Raw genomic sequence first — 19,089 nt, forward strand, 5'->3', positions numbered from 1 at the left:
AGGTCCGACGCCGACGGGTGTCAGACGCCCTCGCTCACTGCTTCCTCCGCGTCGAGGCACGCGGCGCAGTCGGCCTCGACGAGCAGGGCGTTGATGGCGACGGCGGTCCGGTAGGCGTCTCCCGCGGCGGGTGCCAGCTGCGCGGCCGGGTCCGCCGCGTTGCCGACGGCCCAGACCCCCTCCACCGAGGTGCGCCCGATGTCGTCGGTGACCACGCAGCCGTCGTCGCGCAGGGCGCACCCCAGTGCGTCGATCAGTGGTAGACCGGCGTCGGACCCGGGCTCGCAGAAGACCGCCGAACAGGGGTGGACGGAACCGTCCTCCAGCCGGACGCCGCGCAGGGCCCGCGGCGCGCCGTCGTCCCCGTCCGCCAGCACGAGGGCCTCGACGCGCCCCTCGGCGATCCTCACACCGCGAGAACGCAGGCGCCGCTCGTCGTCCTCCGTCAGGGGGTCGAGGGTGTGGGGGAAGAAGGTGACGTCCTCGGACCACTGCCGCACCAGCAACGCCTGGTGGAGCGAGCTCGACGAGGATCCCAGGACACCGAGAGGCTGGTCCCTGACCTCCCAGCCGTGGCAGTACGGACACTGCAGCAGGCCGCGGCCCCACGCCTCCCGCGCACCCGCGACCTCGGGGAGGACGTCACGCAGCCCCGTGGCGAGCACGAGGTGCCGCCCCTCGGCCGATACGCCGTCCGAGGTGGTGACGGACCACGCCTCCCGGACCTTCCGGGCGCCCTCGGCGGTGCCCTCGAGGAACCCCACACCGTACGGCGCGAGGTCCTGCCGCCCCAGCGCGACGAGTTGATCGGGTGCCGCCCCGTCCCGCGTGATGAATCCGTAGGCAGCCCCGGCCGGGGCGTTGCGCGGCGTTCCCGCATCGACCACCAGAACACTCCGCCTGGCCCGCCCGAGGACGAGTGCGGCACTCAGTCCGGACACCCCTCCACCCACGATGACGACGTCGTACGTTCCCAGCCTGTCCATCCTTCCATCCGATCATGCAGCGCGGACGGCCCGCGGCATCAGATTGTGCTTGCCATCAGGTGACTGGCTCTGCGACCTCCCCGTCCGCCGGGACACCCAGCGACGCGACGAGCGAGGCGAACCGCTCGTTCCCGGCGAGGTCCTCGACGAGGACCGCCTTGCCGTCGGCGTCGGCGAGGGGGATGCGCCAGTTGGGGTACTCGTCGTTGGTGCCCGGCTGGTTCTGGGTGCGGCGTTCACCGACGGCGTCGGCGAGTGCCACGCCCAGCAACACCGAGGGGGTCTGCGCTATGAAGGCATGGAGCGCCTCGACGGTCTGCCGGACGTCCGGAGACGCGCCCTCCAGGAAGCCGCGCTGCCGCAGGAGCGCGAGGAACTTCTCCTGCACGGCGCGGTCCTCGGCCTGTTCCTCCGCCACGGGGCGGCTGAGCAGCCCGAGCTTCTCGCGCAGCGCCACGTGCTCGCCGGCGAGGTAGCCCGCGCTCGGCGGGAGGTCGTGCACCGTCACCGTGGTCAGGCAGCCCTCGCGGTAGGCCTCGGGCGGCCGGGGGCCGTCCTCGTCCTGCTCGAACCAGAGGATCGAGGTGCCGAAGACGCCTCGCTCGCCGAGGTACTCCTGCACGCCGGGCTCGAAGACGCCGAGGTCCTCGCCCACCACGACCGCCCCGGCCCGCTCGGCCTCCAGCACCAGGATGCCGATCAGCGCCCTGTGGTCGTAGTAGACGTACGCTCCGGCGCCCGGCGCCGCGCCCTGCGGGATCCACCAGAGACGGAACAGGCCCAAAATGTGGTCCACCCGGATGCCGCCCGCATGGCGGAGGATGTTGCGGAGCATGTCGCGGAACGCCGCGTACCCGGACGCTGCGAGGCGCTCGGGGTGCCACGGCGGCTGGCTCCAGTCCTGACCGTGCTGGTTGAACATGTCCGGCGGCGCACCCACGCTGATGCCCGACGCGAGCACGTCCTGCAGCGACCACGCGTCGGCGCCGCTCGGATGGACGCCCACGGCGAGGTCGTGCACCACGCCGATCCGCATCCCCGCACCCGTGGCCTCGAGCTGGGCCTCCTGCAGCTGCTCGTCGAGGAGCCACTGCAGCCACTCGTGGAACTCGATCCGGGCGGCGTGGCGCTCCGCGTACTCCCGCGCGCTCGCCGATCCCGGCCGGCCGACGTCGTCCCACTCCGGCGCGCCCGGAGGGTAGGTCTCGGCGAGCGCGGACCAGAGGGCGAAGTCGGCAAGGCCCTGCCCCTGGTGTGCGCGGTACGCGTCGAAATCGTGCTGGCGCTGCTCGGGGCGCGGGTGGGCGAAGACGAGTTCCAGTGCCTCGAGCTTCGCGGTGTAGGAGGAGTCGCGGTCGAGCAGGTCCGTGGCGGTGTTCGCCGCGGCGAATCCGGCGGCGAGGGCGCTGATCCTCGCCCGGGCGGCGTCGTCGAGCCTCGCGTACTCGGGGATGTCCTCGATACGCAGGTAGAGGGGATGGAAGTAGCGCCGCGTGGTGGGCAGGTACGGGGATGGTTCCACGGGAGGCACGGGCTCGGCGGCATGCAGGGGGTTGACCAGGACGAAACCGCCGCCGTGTGCCGCTGCGGCCCGGGCCAGCCGTCCGAGGTCGGAGAGGTCCCCGATGCCCCACGACTCGGAGGAGCGGACGGAGTAGAGCTGCGCCATGAGGCCCCACGTGCGGTGCTTCCTGAGCGCCGCCGTCGTGCTCAGCCGGTCCGGCGTGACCACGAAGGTGGAGGAGGTCTCCCGCCCGTCCACCCTTGCGTGGAGGGTGTGCCAGCCGAGCGGCAGGGCGTGCGGCAGTGTGCCCTCGCGCTGTTCGAGGGCCTGCCCGTCGACCGTCCGGCCCCCTGTCGCGTCGCCGACGGTGCCGGTGTAGTGGACCCCGTCCTCGTCGACGGCCCAGAACTCCACCTCGGCGCCCACCGGCACGTGCAGGACCACCGGGTCGATATCGCTCCGACGCACCACGACGACGGCGGGGAGCACCGAGCGCCACGGGCCGTCCTCGACGTCCGTCAGCGCCTGCCCGATCGCGGCGTCGGACGAGGCGTCGACGCCGAGCGCGGCGAGGACGGTGACGAGCGTCTCCGGCGTGACGCGCGCCGGCCGGCCGTCCCACCCCTTGAAGGTGGTGCCCACCCGGTGGGCGTCGGCGAGTTGCTCGAGGGGTGTGGACGCCACCGGGGCGTCTTCTTCATGCTGCGTCGTATCTGCCATGGCTCCAATCTAGGCGCGCGGGAGCAGCCGGTGCATCCGCCCCGCACCGCCTCCGCCGATTTGACGGCACCGGCCGGACCCCGTGCCCGCCGCGGATACCAGTCCGGGGAGGGTCCGGCAAGCCTGCGCGCGCCCGGGAGGGCCGGCTGGCAGCGGCACGGACCACGGTGCGACCGTGGGACATGGCCTATTTCCTGGAGTACATCGTCCCTGCGGAGAGCGGCGGGGCGGACGTGCCGCTCGACGACGATGGTGACGGCGTCACGATCCCGCTGGGTGAGACCGCCGAGCGGGTGGTGCATCTCGACACGCTGCCCGCACGCAGCCGGATCGCCGCCGGAACGGTCGAGGACGCGCGGGTCGAGGCCGAGCAGCTCCTCCGGCACAGCAAGGCGGACGCCGGTGAACTGTTCGATGATCCCGCCGACTCCCTCGATGCCGGCTCGGGGCAGCGCGTGGGGGTCTTCCGCGAAGGGGCGGGGTGGACCGAGGGCTGATCCGCTACCAGGTGTCCTTCTTGTAGGCGCTGTTCAGCCGGGCGATCAGCAGTCCGAGCGTCTCGACGTCGCCCCTGTCCCAGCTGCGCATCAGCGCGGTGAAGGCCGTGCGGCGGCCCGCCTGGGCGGCGGCCAGCTGCTGCTGCCCCCGGGCGGTCAGCAGGACACGCTGGGAGCGGGCGTCCGACGGGTCGAGCTGGCGGCTGACCAGGCCGAGCCGTTCCAGCGCGCCGAGCTGGCGGCTCACCGACGGCTTGCCCACCCCGATGCTCGTGGCGATGTCGGTGGCCCGCAGCGACCCCTCCCGCTGCAGCAGGGTCAGGACGCCGTAGGCTGCCGGCTCCATCTCCGGGTGCACGTTCTTGGCGAGCGCGTGGGACGTGGTCCGTTCGCGGCGCCACAGCACGCTCGTCTGCTCCTCCAGCACCTCGATGGCGCGGTCGAAGTCCACCCCGTCCGTATCTGCTGCTGCGTCCATGGAGGAAGCGTATAGATGCCGGAGGCACTCAGGGAGGTCCTGGCCGGAAAAGTTCGAAGATGTCGAGGCTCAGGGCGGCCCGTGCCGGCGGACGAAATCCCGGTGCATCTCGGTCTGGGACAGCGCGGAGAGCAGCTGGAACCCGTGCAGACCGTCCCAGCCCGCGGTCCAGGTCAGGCGCGAGGCGATGCCCCACACGGTCGGCTCCTCCTCGATGACGGCGGCCACCTCCCGGGCGCGCTCCAGCTGGTGCCCGGCGCACCGGATGGCCCGCCGGCGGAGGCCCGTGAACCGGTAGCCGTGCCCGGGTGCCGCCTCGTACCGGCCATAGGGCAGGATCCGCTCCACGGACGCGAGGTAGTCGGCCAGCGGGTTCGACGGCGTCGCTCCCCCGAGTCCGAGGCCGGGGAACACCGTCGGCAGCACGTGGTCGCCGGTGAAGAGGAGGCCGCGGTCGTCGTCACGCAGGCAGAGGTGCCCGGCGGTATGGCCGGGAGTGGACATCACGGTGACCCGGAAGCCGGGAACGGGCAGGAGGTCCCCGTCGTCGAGCTCCCGATCGACGGCGAGCACCAGCCCCTCGGGTGACCGGTCCACGTCCTGGGCCAGCTCCCCGCGGCGCTCCTCCGGTACACCCCAGTCCGCCAGGCGTCCGAGGTGCGCGGCGGTATCGACGCGGCGGACGCTGCGCCGCTCGAGCGCCCGGCGCTCCAGCGCGTGCATCGCGAGCGGCGCGCCGGATGCGGCCCGCAGGCGGGCGGCCATGCCCACGTGGTCCGGATGGAGGTGCGTGCCCGTGATGCCGGTGACGGCGCCGGTCCGGGATGTGCCGTTCCCGGGCGCGGCGGGGGCGATCTCCGCGAGGGCCGTGGTGAGGCGGCTCCAGTTGTCGTCGGAATCCCAGCCGGGGTCGACGACGTGGACGCCGCCGTCCGTGCCCCGCAGCAGATAGGTGAAGGAGTAGGCGAGGTGGCCGCCGGGCATGGGTTGAGCCAGGGCCCAGACGTCGTCGCGTACCCGGTCCAGTGGGGGGAGCTCGCCCCGCTCGACCGCGTCCATCTGCTGGGTGCTCGTGGGGTGCGGGCCCGGGTGGTCATCTTCGCTCATGGGGTAGCCGTTCCTCGCCGATCGGGTGTCGGGACGGCTTCCGGGCCGGTCGGGTCGGTCCACTGCGTGAGGGCGACGGTGAAACCGTGGACGAGGCGTTCGAAACTGCGGTCGATGTCCGCGCTCATGGCGAACGATCCCGTGGTCTCGAGGAGGACGAAGCCGTGCAGGGAGGAGCGGAAGGCCCGGATCGCGTCGACGGCGTCGTCGCCCGCCAGGTCGTACCCGGAGAGGACGTCGGCGATGACCTGGATACCTGCGAGCGACACGGCCTCGTCCTCGAGGTCGCCCGGTGAGGGCGGCCGCTGCGAGGATTCGTAGCGGGCGGGGTGCTCCCGCGCCCAGTCCCGGTAGGCATGGGACATGGCGTGGATGGCGGCCGCGCCGGAGCGGCCGACCGCGGCGCGGGCCAGGACCCCGCCGAGGTCGCGCTTCGCGCGGACCGAGATGTCGCGGTGCAGTCCCGCGATCGAGTCGATGTGCTTGTAGAGCGAGGGCTGGCGGATGCCGAGCCGTCCGGCCAGGGCCGCGAGCGTCAACCGGTGGAGGCCCACCTCGTCGACCATCAGTTCCGCTTCCTCCACCACCCGGTCGCGGGAGAGACCGGCCCTAGGCATGCTGCACGGTCCTGAGGAAGCGCAGGACGGCGTCCGCGGTCACGTCGGGCTGCTGGGCCTGGGGGTAGTGGCCGGCCTCGGCGACCATGACGACCTCCGCCCGAAGGGCGTCGCCGACGAAGCGGGCCTCGGCAGCGGGGTCCTTGAAGTCGGGGTCCTTCTCACCCATGATCACCATCGTGCGGGCGGTCACCGCACCGAGCTTGGCCTCGACGGGATCGTGGTCGGTCTGCCGGGTGGTGAACGAGAACGCCCTGCCGTAGGGCTTGCGCCTGAGGCTCGCCACGACCGCCTTCCGATACTCCTGGAAGTCATCGGGCTTGCGGCCGGCGTAGAGGGTGGGCATGTAGGCCTTCCATACGGTCGCGATCCACGCCGGGGCCATCATGGCGCGGAACATCCCGCGGACGACGGCATTCGTGGGCGGGTTCCGCACGAACGGGCCGACCAGCACCAGTCCGTCGATCAGGTCGGGATGGTCGGCGGCGACGATGACCGCCGCTCCGGCGGCCATGGAGTTGCCGACGACGACCGCCGGCCCCCCGAGGTGGGCGATCAGCGCCCGGATGTCGCCTGCCGTCTCGACGTCACCGTAGGCGGAGAAGGTGGTATCGCTGTCACCGTGCCCGCGGAGATCGCTGCTGGCGACCGAGTAACCGGCCGCGACGAGCGCCGGCGCCAGGAAGCGGTACGACGAGCGCAGTTCCCCCATCCCGGGCACGAGGACGAGGAGCGGGCCGGAGCCCCGGAGGTCGTACGCGACGCGTCCGTCGGGGCGGGCGAGGTATCGGGTCGTAGGGGCGGGGGCGGGGGCGGAGGGGGAGGTCATGTAGCTAGTATGTATCTCCATATGGCTATAGTAAATAGCCATATGTACCCCTTCCCCTCGGCGCTCCGGCCCGGCCCGGCCCGGCCCGACCCGCCCGGCTCAGCCGCCGAACAGGGCCGCGACGCGGGTCAGGGTCTGGAAGATACCGTAGGCGAGGGGCACTCCTACAAGTGCCCAGGCGACGGCGATGCGAACTCCGGTCATGTCAGGCCTCCTTCACGGATTCGCGCTGTGCGCCCTTGACCGGCTCGTGGAAGCGGGGGTCGACGGGCTTGATGAGCAGGTTGGCGATGAAGCCGACGATCAGCAGTCCCACCATGGTGAGCAGCGCGGGCTGGTAGGCGCCGGCGGTCAGCTCGCCCGGCGTGCCCTGGGCGTCGAGGAACGCATTGACGATCAGTGGACCTGCGATGCCGGCGGCAGACCACGCGGTGAGCAGCCGGCCGTGGATCGCACCGACCTGGTACGTCCCGAACAGGTCGCGCAGGTAGGCGGGGACGGTGGCGAACCCGCCGCCGTAGAAGGAGATGATCACGAAGGCCAGGACGACGAACAGGAGCGTCGTCGAGGATCCGGCCAGCGCCAGTACCAGGTAGAGAGCGGCGCCCCCGCCGAGGTACACCATGTAGATGCGCTTGCGCCCGATGATGTCCGACGTCGTGGACCACACGAATCGCCCGCCCATGTTGCCGATCGAGAGCAGGCCCACGAACCCGCCGGCAATGGCGACGGTCACCGCCGTGGTGCCGTCCGCGCCGCGGAAGAAGTCCTGGATCATCGGGGACGCCTGCTCGAGGATGCCGATGCCGGCCGTGACGTTGCAGAACAGGACGACCCAGACGAGCCAGAACTGGCGGGTCCTGATCGCATTGGCGGCGGACACGTTGTCGGTGGTGACGAGCGGTTTGGACTTCAGCTGCGAGGGGTCGAAGCCCTCGGGCTTCCAGCCGTCGGCCGGCACCTTGATGGTGAGGGCGCCGAACATCATGTAGACGAAGTAGACGACGGCGAGCGTGAGGAACAGCTTCCCGACGGCATCGCCGCTGGCCACCCAGCCCTCGGCCCCGGAGTTCGGGTCGTACATGCGCAGCAGCTGCGTGGACAGCGGGCTGGCGATGAGGGCACCGCCACCGAAGCCCATGATGGCCATGCCGGTGGCGAGGCCGGGGCGGTCGGGGAACCACTTGATCAGCGTGGACACCGGCGAGATGTAGCCGATGCCGAGGCCGATCCCGCCGATGAAGCCGTACCCGATGTAGACGAGCCACAACTGGTCGGTGAAGATGCCGAGCGCGCCGACGAGGAAGCCCGAGGTCCAGAACACGGCGGAGGCGGCCATCGCCTTGCGGGGGCCGTTGCGGTCCACCCAGGTGCCGAGCACGGCCGCGGACAGGCCCAGCATCACGATCGCGATCGAGAAGATGATGCCGATCTGGGTGAGGGTGGCGTCGAAGTGGGCCGTCAGCGCGGTCTTGTACACGCTGGTGGCATACGCCTGACCGATGCACAGGTGGACGGCGAGCGCTGCCGGCGGGATGAGCCAGCGGTTGTATCCCGGTGGTGCGATGGTGTTCTCGCGGTCCAGCCAGCTCATCGATGCCCTCTCCATAGCATGATCGGCCGATCCCGGCCATGGTTGATACAGGCAAGTATGCTTTGGATCACACCGGTCGGACACTCTTCCGCGGCAGGTGGCGTTCCTGGCGCGCCGAGTGGTAGGGGCCGGACCCGAATAGCCAGCAGGCTTAGTGTTCTCGCCTAGAATGACCCCTATGGCCACCACTGAGCAGGTTCCCGACACCAGATTGAAGCGCGGCATCTCGGGGCCGCTGCTGTACCTCTTCATCCTCGGCGACGTCCTGGGCGCGGGCGTCTACGCGCTCGTCGGCGTGATCTCCGAGCAGGTGGGCGGTGCCATCTGGGTTCCCCTCCTGGTGGCCCTGGCCCTGGCCCTGCTGACCGCCGGCTCGTACGCCGAACTCGTCACGAAGTACCCGAAGGCCGGTGGTGCCGCCGTCTTCGCCGAACGCGCGTTCAGGAAGCCGCTCATCTCGTTCCTCGTCGGGTTCTGCATGCTCGCCGCCGGCGTGACGAGCGCGGCGGGTCTCGCCCAGGCCTTCGCCGGCGGGTACCTCACCACCTTCATCGACGTCCCGGCCGTGCCCGCGGCACTGGTGTTCCTCGTCCTGCTGGCCCTGCTGAACATGCGCGGCATCAAGGAATCGGTCCGCAGCAACGTGGTCATGACCGTCATCGAGGTGTCCGGCCTGGTACTGGTCATCGTCGTCGTCGGCATCTTCGTGGGCGGCGGCAACGGCGACATCTCCCGCGTCACCGAGTTCCCGCCCGGCGTGGGCGCGGCGTCGGCGACGCTGTCCGCAGCCCTGATCGCCTACTACTCCTTCGTCGGCTTCGAGGTGTCGGCGAACGTCGCCGAGGAGGTCAAGGACGTGAGCCGCGTCTACCCCCGCGCCCTCTTCGGCGCCCTCCTGACGGCCGGCGTGGTGTACCTCCTGATCGGCCTCGCGTCCTCCGCGGCGCTCGCCCCCGAGCAGCTCGCCGGCTCGAGCTCACCCCTGCTCGACGTCGTCGCGGCGACCGGCGCGGGGATCCCTCCCTGGCTCTTCAGCCTCGTGGCCCTCATCGCCGTCGCCAACGGCGCCCTGCTCACCATGATCATGTCCAGCCGTCTGACCTACGGGATGGCGGAGCAGGGGCTGTTCCCGTCGGTGTTCGCCCGCGTGCTCCCCAACCGCCGCACCCCCTGGGTCGCGATCATCGCCACCACCCTCGTGGCCATGGCGCTGACGCTCACGGGCGGGCTCGAGTCGCTCTCGCAGACGGTCGTCCTGCTCCTGCTGTTCGTGTTCCTCAGCACCAACATCGCAGTGATCGTCCTGCGGAAGGACACGGTGGACCATCCACATTTCCGCATCCCGGCCATCTTCCCGTACCTCGCGATCGCGTCCTGCCTCCTGCTGCTCACGCAGCAGACCGGCGAGATCTGGCTCCGCGCCGGGATCCTCCTGGCCCTCGGGCTCGCCCTCTACGGGATCCAGCACCTGATCCGCGGCCGGACGACGAAGACCGCCCGGTAACGCGCGGCCGGCACAGGACACGACAGGACAGGGGGAGGCGGGCCGCTCCCCCTGTCGTGTCCCGGCGCTCCTACCGCTTGCCGTACTTGCGGTGCACCGCCTGCTTGCTCACGCCCAGGCTCTGGGCGATGGCCTCCCACGACAGCCCGGCCTGGCGCGCACCGCGCACGAGGCCGGCCTCCGCCCTGCCCACCTCCCGGTGCAGCTCGGCGATCGCCCGCAGCGATTCCGCGGGCCCCTTCCCGTCCATCGAGCCGACGAGTGTCTTCATGCGCTCCACCTCCATGCGTCAACATTAGTTGACGAAGCGCGGTCGAGGCAAGGGTGCGCGCTCACCAGGAATGCGGTGCGGGCCTGCGCGTACTCGGAAGCGTGTTGTTGAGGCGCCACTCATGGATCCACTCGGGCAGCACGAGACCCTCGGGCGGCGCACCGAAGGCCGAGATGATGTCCTCATTGCTGACCGGACCTTCACCGGAGACGAGTCGCGTGGCGATCACGGCGCGGGCGTAGATCTCGCCGTCGGACACGGCACGCTGCTCGAAGTAGATGGCGCGCTCGTCGAGGCCGAGAATACGGGTCTCGACGGAGTACCGCTGGCCGAGCTGGAGCGACTTGCGGAAGCTGATCGTCTCTCCCGCCGCGACGGGACTCCATCGGTGGGCACGCATCATCCGCCAGACACCACTGCGGACCATGAGGTCGAAACGCCCGAGGTCGAACACCGAGAAGTACATGCCGTTGTTCATGTGCATCGCGATGTCGATGTCCGTCAGGAGGACGCGCAGCGGGATGCTGCCGGAATCCCAGATACCGAGGGCGGGTCGCCTGCCGGAGACGAACAGTTGCAGCATCGTGCGGAAGATCAGGTGCATGCCGCTATATTACTCATCGGTAACATGGACGTCGGCGGATCCTCGGGGGTCGAAACGGAATATCCCCTCCGTTTCAACCGTTGTGGTGGGCAGGACACAATCCACGAGGAATCGATCCAGCACCAGGAGCAGTCATGACCACCAGCACCCAGATCCAGCTCGTCTCGCGCCCCGTCGGCGTTCCCACCGTCGAGGACTTCGCCACGGTGGAGGTGGAACTCGCCGCGCTCGGGACCAACGAGGTGCGCGTCCGCAACGAGTACGTGTCCGTCGACCCCTACATGCGTGGCCGGATGAGCGACTCCAAGTCCTACATCCCGCCGTTCGAGCTGGGCGAGACCATGACGGGAGGTGCGGTGGGCAGGGTCGTGGAGTCGACCTCCGACGCCCTTCCCGTGGGCAGCGCGGTCCTCCACAGCTTCGGCTGGCGCGATCTCGCGCAGGGACCCGCCGACCACTTCTCCGCCCTCCCGGAGACGGACCTGCCCCTGTCGGTCTTCCTCGGCGCCGCCGGCATGACCGGGCTCACCGCGTACGCCGGACTGAAGCGCGTGGCCGGGCTGAAGGAGGGGGAGATCGTCTTCATCTCCGGAGCAGCCGGTGCCGTCGGCTCCATCGCGGGACAGGTGGCCCGCAAGCTCGGCGCATCACGGGTCATCGGCTCGGCCGGGTCGGACGAGAAGGTGGCACTCCTCAAGGAGAAGTACGGGTACGACGACGCGTTCAACTACAAGGACGCTCCCGTCCGGAAGCAGCTGCGGAGCGTCACACCCGACGGCATCGACGTCTACTTCGACAACGTGGGCGGGGATCACCTCGAGGCGGCCCTGGACCGGCTCAATCGCGGCGGCCGTGCCGCACTCTGCGGCGCCATCTCCCAGTACAACGCCACGGAGCGCACCCCGGGCCCCGACAACCTGGCCAACCTCGTGAAGAACTCCCTGAAGCTCGAGGGATTCATCGTCGGCCAGCACCAGGACCTGCAGGGCGAGTTCGCGGAGAGGATGACGGGTTGGCTCGCCGACGGGAGCGTGGTGTTCGACGAGACGGTCGTCGACGGCATCGGGAACGCCGTCCACGCCTTTTTGGACATGATGAACGGCGCGAACACCGGCAAGATGCTCGTGCGCCCCTGACCGCTCCGCACCCGCAGCAGGGGCCGCTACCGGTCGGACCGGCGGCGGCCCCTGCAGGACGGCGATTCCCGACGGCGCCGCCAGGTGCCGGCTAGTGGGCCTCCACTGCGCGCAGTGTCGCTTCGAGTCGCCTGCGCTGGTCCACCGGAAGGAGCGCACGGTACTGCGGGAACTCCGTGAGGAACTCGCGGACGCGCGGGCAGTAGGGGACCACGGCGATGCGGCGCTTGTGGGCGTTGAGCAGGACCTGGCGGATGAGGGCCGGCTCGACGTCGACGGCGTCGAAGCGCGGGTCCACGACGGACTGGATCAGGACCGCGTGCGAACCCTTCATCTCGTACTTCACGTGCCCGACCATCGTGCCGTCGCTGAACAGCTCGAAGCGGGCGAACAGGGAGTTGTCGCGGAATCCGCTGCGGGTCCTCACGGGAGCGGAACGGATCTCCGCCTGCACCTCGCGCCGCTCGATCTCCTCGACCAGCAGTTCGTAGTGGTGCACTGCCTCCATCGGCGGGAAATCCCGATCGAGCAGGCGGTAGGTCTGGTTGCACAGGACGCGCAGCTGGCGTGTCGAGACGACAGACAGGTCCTCGGGGAATTCCGCGTCCTCCGTGCGAGCGAGAGGGCTGGGCGAGATCCGGGGAATGGCACCCCACCCCGCCTGGTCCACGTCGGTCGGCTGCGCGGACTGGGGACGGTAATCGACGAAAGAGGTTGTTTCCATGGTCAGCTCCACGATGGTGGTTCAATGGCCCGCTGCTAGGCCCTTGTCGAAACTATAGGCGCATTCTTTCCCGATGGGAAATTAAGTAGCCTTACTATATGTCCGCCGAAGCGTTTCCCGGCCCTTCGGCTTGAACGGATCTTGATGCCGCGATCAGGTCGCCTTGACGGCGTCCTCCCTGCCCCTCGGCGAGGTGTACCTGCACTACCTCAACTCCGGCGGCTTCTTCGACGAACTGGAGGTCGACGCCTACCTCCATGGGCTCATCCCGCTGACGCGCGGGGAACGCGACTGCATCGCGGGCGCCGTCAACGAACTGATCGACGATCTGCTCGCGAGCGGCACCACCGGCCGTCCGCCCCGGGCCACCTACAGCGGCACGACCGTGGCCCGCGCCGCCCGGCTGGATCTCCACCACCGAGGCCTCGTCGGCTAGTCCCCGAGGAACTCGTTCGTCACCGCGACGATCTCGTCCTGCGCCGTCCGCCGGTCCGTCGTGGCGACCCCGTCGCCGGGCTGGTCCCCGTAGTCGCCGAAGAAGGCATGCACTCCCCCGCTGATCTCCTCGAAGCGGGCGTCGGCCGGCAGCAGCCGCCGCGAGGCGTCGATGTCGGACGGGGTCGTGAGACCGTCCTCCGACCCGCTGACGGACAGGACGTCCAGGCCGCTGCCGGACAGGTCGTCCAGTGGGTAGGACGCCCAGAGCAGCAGCCGGTCCACGTCGTCGTCCCCGGCCGCGACGACGGAGGCCGAGACGCCGCCGAGGGAATGGCCGCCCACCGCCCACTCGGTGATCTCCGGATGCGCGTCCAGGGCGGAGCGCGCCTGCCCCGTCTGGAGCAGGGCGATGCCGAGCGGCTCCTTCAGGATGACGACGGTGGTCCCCTCCTGCGCCACACGAGCCAGGAGCGGCACGTAGGCGAGAGCCTCGACGCGCGCCCCGGGATAGAAGACGAGACCGCGCGAGGCACCTTCGGAGGGCGTCAGCGTGATGGACGTGGCGTCCTCGACGAGTTCCACCCCGACCGGGGAGCCGGCCGTCGCTGACAGGTCCACCGCAGCGCTCTGTCCGCCCGTCACGGCGAAGGGCTCGAGCCATGCGAGTGCCGCCATGAGTCCGATGGCCGCCAGCGCGCCGAGCCCCGCCCGTACCGGGCGCCGTCGGGCCGGCGGAGGCTTCCTCGCTGCGCGGAGCGTCAGCGCCGCCACGCCGAGTCCGACGACGAGCGCCGCGATCAGGAGCGAGGGCAGCAGCGGGTGCGACCTCGCTACCGCGGGGTTCGTGGCGAAGAGCCACAGGGGCGTGGCGATGAGCGCGACGGCGGCGCACGCGGCGGGGACGCGGTGCAGCATGGCATGCCTCTTTCCGGCGCTCGGCGCCCTGGGACACGCCAAGAATATATCTCCATCACGGAGATACAGGGCCTGATCGGTTGACGCCGCAGGTGCCGGCGGGAAAGGCTGGTGCGGACACCGTCCCCCGAGCAGGAGTTCCCCCATGGCAACGGCCCCCACCGTCCAGCTGCGCAGCGGCGCCCACCTCCCCCTCCTCGGGCTCGGAACCTGGCCGCTGGACGACGCCGGCGCAGCGGACACCGTGGAACGCGCGATCGGGACCGGCTACCGGCTGATCGACACCGCCGAGAACTACCGCAACGAGAAGGGCGTGGGCGAGGGGATCCGCCGCTCCGGCGTGCCCCGCGAGGAACTGTTCGTCACCACCAAGTTCAACCGCGAACACCACGGCAGGGACGGCGCCCGGCGCGCCTTCGAGGCGAGCACCGCGCTACTGGGCCTCGACTACATCGACCTCCTGCTCGTGCACTGGCCCAACCCGGGCCAGGGCCGCCATGTGGAGGCCGTGCAGGGCATCGCCGCGCTGCTGGAGGAAGGGCTCGTCCGCGCCGTGGGTACCTCCAACTACAAGCCTGCACACCTGCAGCAGGTCATCGCTGCCGGGATCGTACCCGACGTGAACCAGATCCAGCTGGACCCCCAGCGGCCCCGCATCGAGGAACGCGCCTTCCACAACGAGCACGGCATCGTGACCGAATCCTGGAGCCCTCTGGGCCAGGGCGGCGGACTCCTCGACCAGCCCGGACTGGTGGCGATCGCCGAGGCGCACGGCCGGACGCCGGCGCAGGTGGTGCTGCGCTGGCACGTGCAGCAGGGCATGGTCGCCATCCCGAAGTCCTCCGATCCCCGGCGCCTGGCGGAGAACCTCGACATCTTCGACTTCGAGCTCTCGGGCGCGGAACTCGCCCGCCTCTACACCCTGGACACCGGCGACGCGGAGATCGTGGACTCGGACGAGTTCGGGCACTGACGCGACCGGTCCCGACCCGAGGCCGTTCGGGCATATCCTTGCCGGGGGCGCCCCTTCCGCCGGAGCGCTGCGCGCCCTCGCCGGATGTGAGAGGACCCCCGCTTGCTCGAGATCGCTGTGATCCTCGCCGCCGGTTTCTGGGCAGGCATGATCAACGTCGTGGTGGGCTCCGGGACGCTCGTGACCTTCCCGACCCTCCTGCTGTTCGGCTACCCGCCGATCGTCGCCAACATCTCGAACAACATCGGCCTCGTGGGCGGCGGGCTGTCCGGTTCGTGGGGGTACCGCCGGGAGATCGCCGCCAACAGGCGGCTCCTCCTGAAGCTGCTGCCGCTGTCGGTGCTCGGCGGGCTGGCCGGCGCACTGCTGCTGCTCGTGCTCCCGGCGGCGGCCTTCCAGGCGATAGTGCCCGTCCTCATCATCATCGGCCTCGCCATGGTCGCGCTGGCGCCGCGCGTGCAGCGCGCGGCTGCCGCGAAGGCGGGCGACGACGCCGCCGATGCTGCGCCCTCCCGGCGCCGTTCGCTGATCCTGCTCGCCGGCATCGGCGTCCTCGGGGTCTACGGCGGCTACTTCGGGGCCGCGCAGGGCATCCTCATCGTCGGCCTGATGAGCATGGTCACCATCGAGAGCCTCCAGCGCATCAACGCCATCAAGAACGTCCTGACCACCGCCGTCAACGGGGTCGCGGCTCTCACGTTCATGGTGTTCGCGTGGAGCTCGATCAACTGGGCGCTGGTGCTCATCATCGCCGTCGGGGCCACCCTCGGCGGGTTCCTCGGCGCCCGGGTGGGCAGGCGGCTCTCCCCCCTCGCGCTGCGCGCCACCATCCTCGTCATCGGCACCGCGGCGCTGATCCGCATCGTATTCTTCGGCTGACCGCCGCCGTCCCCGGACACCACCCCGACACCACACAGAACCAGGAACCCATGCAACGCTTCACCTGCGCCGTCTGCTCGGCGCCCCTGTTCTTCGAGAACTCCCGCTGCCTCGCCTGCGGCACGCAGCTCGGGTTCCACCGCGGCGAGCGCGTCATCGCGCCGCTGGACGACGACGGCGTGTACCGGGACCTCGAGGGCCTGTCCCTGCGCCGCTGCGTCAACCTCACACTCTCGGGGTGCACGTGGCTGGTGCGGGAGGAGGGCGACGAGTGCTTCAGCTGCAACCTCACCCGCAGCCGCCCGGACGACCACGACACCACCGGGCTGGCGCAGTTCCTCGACGCCGAGCGGTCCAAGCGGCACCTCGTCCACGAGCTGGACGTGCTCGGCCTGCCGATCGAGGACCGCAACCAGAACCCCGAGCGCGGACTCGCCTTCGACCTGCTCTCCAGCGTCGAGGAGAAGGTGATCATCGGGCACCAGAACGGCCTGATCACCATCGATCTGGCGGAGACCGTCGACTCGCACCGCGAGAAGATGCGGGCCAAGCTCGAGGAGCCCTACCGCACCATGCTGGGGCACTTCCGCCACGAGACCGGCCACTACTTCGAGGGCACGCTCGTCTTCTCCGATCCGGCCCTGACGGAACGGGCCCGCAGCATCTTCGGCGACGACCGCGCCAGCTACCAGGACGCTCTCAAGCGGCACTACGCGGAGGGCGCGCCCGAGGACTGGCGCCGGGAGCACATCTCGACCTACGCCACCATGCATCCCTACGAGGACTTCGCCGAGACGTTCGCCCACTACCTGCACATCTGCGACACCGTGGACACGGCCCTGCAGTACGGGCTCGCCGAAGGCCCCGGACCGAACAGCTCCGAGGACTTCGGCGAGGTGGTCCGCGAGACCTGGATCCCGCTCTCGGTGGCCCTGAACCAGGTCAACCGCAGCATGGGCGCCAACGACCTGTACCCGTTCGTCCTGCCGCCCGCCGTCATCGCGAAGCTCGACTTCGTGCACGCGCTGCGCGTCCGCGTCGGGGAGCCGGTGGTCGACGAGGCCGCCTGACGGCGCCCGGGTCGCCTACGGCCAGAGCATCTCCCGGCGCCAGCCCTCGCCCAACCGCGTGTACAACAGGCGGGTGTGGCGCCGTTCCTGGTCCGCCTGCCAGAACTCGACGGCGTCCGGCGCCACGGTGAAGACCGTCCACGTGGTCGACGCGAGGCCGTCCGTGGCCTCGATGCGCGCCACCTGGTCCGCGACGGCGGCGTCGAGCTCATCCCTGCTGCGCAGCACGGAGCTCTGCGACCCTGCCAGCACGAGGGCCCGGGCCACGGGGTGCCGGCGCCGGAAATCGGCGTCGTTCTCCTCGGTGGTGCCGATCGAGACCGCCCCTCGGATCCGCACCTGCCGGCCCGCTGCGGGCCAGAAGAACGAGAGCGCGGCGGAGGGGTGCGCCGCCAGCTGCCGCCCCTTGGGGCTGTCCGCGCTGGAGGCCACCTGCCAGCCGGACCGGGTGAGGTCCTTGAGGATCACCACGCGTGCATCGGGCAGGCCGTCGTCGCCCACGGTGGAGAGTGTCACCGCGTGCGGCGCCGCGATCCCGTCCTCGACGGCGCGGGTCAGCCACTCGACGAACAGGTCCACCGGGGAGTCCGGTGCCGCCTGCGGGTCGAAGGGCGGCATGTCGTCGGGGAACACGGGGACGCCGCGCACGAGGTCGCGGATGAGGCCTGGCTCGGTCATGCCGTCAGCCTAGTGGCCGGGGAGGACACGCGTGTGCGATCGGCGCAAACCGCCTCCCGCTGCGCCCTGGGTGTGCTGCCGCGCGGGCCGGCGGCATAGAGTCGATGGATGCCAGCCCACCAGGACCAGTACGTAGGACCACGGGACCTCACCCGCTGGGAGTCGCCGATCGGCCGCCTCCTCGTGCGGTTCGTCCGACCACTCGCCCGCTGGGCGGGACCGCACGGGGCCCTGCTGCTGCTCATCGGGATCGGCGGAGGGATCGCCGCCGCCCTGACGGCCGTCTCGGCCGAGGTGTACGAGGCGGTCGTGGAGTCGGACGGCGTCGCCGCCCTCGACCGCCCGGCGCTGGACCTCGCCGTCTCGCTGCGCCAGGACTGGCTCAACGCCTTCATCACGGGCTACACGAACATCGGCGGGCCGATCGGCATGCCCATCCTCGCCGTTTCGATCATGGTGCTCCTCGCGGTGAGCCGCAGATCGTGGTCCCCCGTGATCCTCCTGCCGGCGGCCGCCTTCGGGTCCCTGCTGATGACCGTCGCGGGCAAGGACGCCATCGGCCGGCTGCGCCCCCCGATCGAGCTCGCCGTCCCGCCCTACGAGTCGTCGCCGTCGTTCCCGAGCGGGCATTCGCTGAACGCCCTCGTCATCGCCGGTGTCGTCGCGTACCTGCTCGTGCTGCGGCAGCACCGCAAGCGCACCCGTGCGCTCACGGTCGCGCTCGCCATCCTGTTCGCGGTGACCATGGGGCTCAGCCGCGTCTACCTCGGCCACCACTGGCTCACCGATGTCCTGGTGGCGTGGACCCTCGGGATCGCCTGGCTCGCCGTCGTCATCACCGTCCACCGGCTCTTCCTGACCTTCCGGCTGCACCGGGCGGCCCCGCGTGCCGCAGCCAGCTGAGGCCACCGCCGGAGCGGAGGCCTCCGGGCGACCCCTGCGGCGGGACGCCCGGCGCAACCGTGAGGTGGTCCTCGCGGCGGCACGGCAGATGTTCGCCCAGCACGGTGCGGACTGCAGCTTCGAGGACATCGCCCGGGCGGCCGGTGTGGGGGTCGGCACGGTGTACCGCAGGTTCCCGGACCGTCGCACGCTGATCGAGGCGATCCTGGAGCAGCGCATCGTGGACGTCGACGCCGCCGCCGCGGCCGCGCTCCGGCTCGACGACCCGTGGGCGGCCGCGCGGCTCTTCGTCGGAGCCGCCGCCCGCATGCAGGTGGAGGACCGGGGGCTGCGGGAACTCCTGCACGACCACCGCTTCATCTCGGCCGGGCTCGCCCTGCTCCGCCGGCGCATCACGCCCGCCGCCGAGGAACTGGCGCGCCGGCTCAGGGACGACGGCGCCGCGCGGACGGATCTCACGGGACAGGACCTGGTGGCGCTCATCCGCATGCTCGGTTCGCTCGCCCCCGGACCGCCAGGGCCTGCCGAGTCCGCCGAGTCCGCCGACCCGGCCGAGCAGCCGACCGGGTTCGAACGATACCTGGATCTCGTCCTGGACGCACTGCGTCGCGAACGCCCGGCCCGACCCTGAGAACCGGGTTCCGCTGATCGGCAGCCGGCTT

General features: G+C 70.7%; 22 protein-coding genes. 9 read left to right on the forward strand and 13 right to left on the reverse strand.

What is annotated here, in order from left to right; all coding sequences use genetic code 11:
- Positions 1-20: 20 nt before the first annotated feature.
- Together AC4D2O_RS16105 and malQ are read right to left on the reverse strand one after the other, a co-directional pair.
- On the reverse strand, positions 21-986 hold the full coding sequence (locus AC4D2O_RS16105; protein WP_490908361.1) for an NAD(P)/FAD-dependent oxidoreductase: 966 nt from the start codon (positions 984-986) through the stop codon (positions 21-23).
- A 55-nt stretch (positions 987-1,041) separates the two neighbouring features.
- On the reverse strand, positions 1,042-3,210 hold the full coding sequence (gene malQ, locus AC4D2O_RS16110; protein WP_490908362.1) for a 4-alpha-glucanotransferase: 2,169 nt from the start codon (positions 3,208-3,210) through the stop codon (positions 1,042-1,044).
- Positions 3,211-3,392: 182 nt separating this feature from the next.
- Here malQ and AC4D2O_RS16115 point away from each other — a divergent pair, with 182 nt between their 5' ends.
- Positions 3,393-3,707, forward strand: coding sequence for a hypothetical protein (locus tag AC4D2O_RS16115; RefSeq protein ID WP_490908363.1), 315 nt, complete (start codon positions 3,393-3,395; stop codon positions 3,705-3,707).
- 4 nt (positions 3,708-3,711) lie between these two features.
- Here AC4D2O_RS16115 and AC4D2O_RS16120 read toward each other — a convergent pair whose 3' ends face one another.
- The 6 genes from AC4D2O_RS16120 to AC4D2O_RS16145 all read right to left on the reverse strand — a co-directional run bounded on the left by AC4D2O_RS16120 (position 3,712) and on the right by AC4D2O_RS16145 (position 8,332).
- A complete protein-coding gene (locus tag AC4D2O_RS16120) occupies positions 3,712-4,185 on the reverse strand; it encodes a MarR family winged helix-turn-helix transcriptional regulator (RefSeq protein WP_490908364.1) in 474 nt (157 codons plus the stop codon).
- Positions 4,186-4,254: 69 nt separating this feature from the next.
- Positions 4,255-5,292 carry an MBL fold metallo-hydrolase gene (locus AC4D2O_RS16125; RefSeq protein WP_490908365.1) on the reverse strand — a complete coding sequence of 346 codons (1,038 nt, stop codon included), beginning with the start codon at positions 5,290-5,292 and terminating at the stop codon, positions 4,255-4,257.
- Complete coding sequence (locus AC4D2O_RS16130; protein WP_490908366.1) at positions 5,289-5,909, reverse strand: TetR/AcrR family transcriptional regulator; 621 nt, start codon at positions 5,907-5,909, stop codon at positions 5,289-5,291. The genes AC4D2O_RS16125 and AC4D2O_RS16130 overlap by 4 nt, the downstream gene beginning before the upstream one ends.
- Positions 5,902-6,738 (reverse strand): alpha/beta fold hydrolase, encoded by an 837-nt coding sequence (locus AC4D2O_RS16135; RefSeq protein WP_490908367.1) that lies wholly within the window; start codon positions 6,736-6,738, stop codon positions 5,902-5,904. Before AC4D2O_RS16135 ends, AC4D2O_RS16130 begins: the two co-directional genes overlap by 8 nt.
- A 99-nt stretch (positions 6,739-6,837) precedes the next feature.
- Positions 6,838-6,942: an MFS transporter small subunit gene (locus AC4D2O_RS16140; RefSeq protein WP_490908368.1), complete on the reverse strand. Its 105-nt coding sequence runs from the start codon at positions 6,940-6,942 to the stop codon at positions 6,838-6,840.
- A gap of 1 nt (position 6,943) precedes the next feature.
- Positions 6,944-8,332, reverse strand: a complete 1,389-nt coding sequence (locus AC4D2O_RS16145) for an OFA family MFS transporter (protein ID WP_490908369.1) — start codon at positions 8,330-8,332, stop codon at positions 6,944-6,946.
- Positions 8,333-8,510: 178 nt separating this feature from the next.
- On the opposite strand from AC4D2O_RS16145, the gene AC4D2O_RS16150 reads away from it, so the two are divergent.
- On the forward strand, positions 8,511-9,836 hold the full coding sequence (locus tag AC4D2O_RS16150; RefSeq protein ID WP_490908370.1) for an APC family permease: 1,326 nt from the start codon (positions 8,511-8,513) through the stop codon (positions 9,834-9,836).
- A gap of 70 nt (positions 9,837-9,906) precedes the next feature.
- Here the strand turns inward: AC4D2O_RS16150 and AC4D2O_RS16155 are convergent, their stop codons facing one another.
- The gene (locus tag AC4D2O_RS16155; protein WP_490908371.1) at positions 9,907-10,122 is read right to left on the reverse strand and encodes an AsnC family protein; all 216 of its coding nucleotides are present in this window, start codon (positions 10,120-10,122) and stop codon (positions 9,907-9,909) included.
- Between the two features lie 46 nt (positions 10,123-10,168).
- The gene (locus tag AC4D2O_RS16160; RefSeq protein ID WP_490908372.1) at positions 10,169-10,711 is read right to left on the reverse strand and encodes an acyl-CoA thioesterase; all 543 of its coding nucleotides are present in this window, start codon (positions 10,709-10,711) and stop codon (positions 10,169-10,171) included.
- Positions 10,712-10,845: 134 nt separating this feature from the next.
- Between AC4D2O_RS16160 and AC4D2O_RS16165 the strand changes: the two genes are divergently transcribed.
- Complete coding sequence (locus AC4D2O_RS16165; protein WP_490908373.1) at positions 10,846-11,847, forward strand: NADP-dependent oxidoreductase; 1,002 nt, start codon at positions 10,846-10,848, stop codon at positions 11,845-11,847.
- A gap of 91 nt (positions 11,848-11,938) precedes the next feature.
- On the opposite strand, the gene AC4D2O_RS16170 is transcribed toward AC4D2O_RS16165, so the two are convergent.
- Positions 11,939-12,571, reverse strand: a complete 633-nt coding sequence (locus tag AC4D2O_RS16170; protein ID WP_490908374.1) for a GNAT family N-acetyltransferase — start codon at positions 12,569-12,571, stop codon at positions 11,939-11,941.
- Positions 12,572-12,734: 163 nt separating this feature from the next.
- Here AC4D2O_RS16170 and AC4D2O_RS16175 point away from each other — a divergent pair, with 163 nt between their 5' ends.
- Positions 12,735-13,007 (forward strand): hypothetical protein, encoded by a 273-nt coding sequence (locus AC4D2O_RS16175; RefSeq protein ID WP_490908375.1) that lies wholly within the window; start codon positions 12,735-12,737, stop codon positions 13,005-13,007.
- Here the strand turns inward: AC4D2O_RS16175 and AC4D2O_RS16180 are convergent.
- The gene (locus AC4D2O_RS16180; protein WP_490908376.1) at positions 13,004-13,924 is read right to left on the reverse strand and encodes an alpha/beta hydrolase; all 921 of its coding nucleotides are present in this window, start codon (positions 13,922-13,924) and stop codon (positions 13,004-13,006) included. The genes AC4D2O_RS16175 and AC4D2O_RS16180 overlap by 4 nt on opposite strands.
- Positions 13,925-14,069: 145 nt before the next feature.
- On the opposite strand from AC4D2O_RS16180, the gene AC4D2O_RS16185 reads away from it, so the two are divergent.
- From AC4D2O_RS16185 to AC4D2O_RS16195, 3 genes are all read left to right on the forward strand, one after another.
- The gene (locus tag AC4D2O_RS16185; protein WP_490908377.1) at positions 14,070-14,897 is read left to right on the forward strand and encodes an aldo/keto reductase; all 828 of its coding nucleotides are present in this window, start codon (positions 14,070-14,072) and stop codon (positions 14,895-14,897) included.
- A gap of 102 nt (positions 14,898-14,999) precedes the next feature.
- Entirely contained in the window at positions 15,000-15,776 is a 777-nt protein-coding gene (locus AC4D2O_RS16190; RefSeq protein WP_490908378.1) for a sulfite exporter TauE/SafE family protein, read from the forward strand.
- Between the two features lie 50 nt (positions 15,777-15,826).
- The gene (locus AC4D2O_RS16195; protein WP_490908379.1) at positions 15,827-16,846 is read left to right on the forward strand and encodes a zinc-binding metallopeptidase family protein; all 1,020 of its coding nucleotides are present in this window, start codon (positions 15,827-15,829) and stop codon (positions 16,844-16,846) included.
- 15 nt (positions 16,847-16,861) lie between these two features.
- Here AC4D2O_RS16195 and AC4D2O_RS16200 read toward each other — a convergent pair whose 3' ends face one another.
- Positions 16,862-17,524: a pyridoxine/pyridoxamine 5'-phosphate oxidase gene (locus AC4D2O_RS16200; RefSeq protein WP_490908380.1), complete on the reverse strand. Its 663-nt coding sequence runs from the start codon at positions 17,522-17,524 to the stop codon at positions 16,862-16,864.
- Positions 17,525-17,632: 108 nt separating this feature from the next.
- On the opposite strand from AC4D2O_RS16200, the gene AC4D2O_RS16205 reads away from it, so the two are divergent.
- Together AC4D2O_RS16205 and AC4D2O_RS16210 are read left to right on the forward strand one after the other, a co-directional pair.
- Positions 17,633-18,427 carry a phosphatase PAP2 family protein gene (locus AC4D2O_RS16205; protein ID WP_490908381.1) on the forward strand — a complete coding sequence of 265 codons (795 nt, stop codon included), beginning with the start codon at positions 17,633-17,635 and terminating at the stop codon, positions 18,425-18,427.
- Complete coding sequence (locus AC4D2O_RS16210) at positions 18,411-19,058, forward strand: TetR/AcrR family transcriptional regulator (protein ID WP_490908382.1); 648 nt, start codon at positions 18,411-18,413, stop codon at positions 19,056-19,058. The genes AC4D2O_RS16205 and AC4D2O_RS16210 overlap by 17 nt, the downstream gene beginning before the upstream one ends.
- Positions 19,059-19,089: the final 31 nt, after the last annotated feature.

The sequence above is a fragment of the Arthrobacter sp. TJ-238 genome (assembly GCF_058269215.1).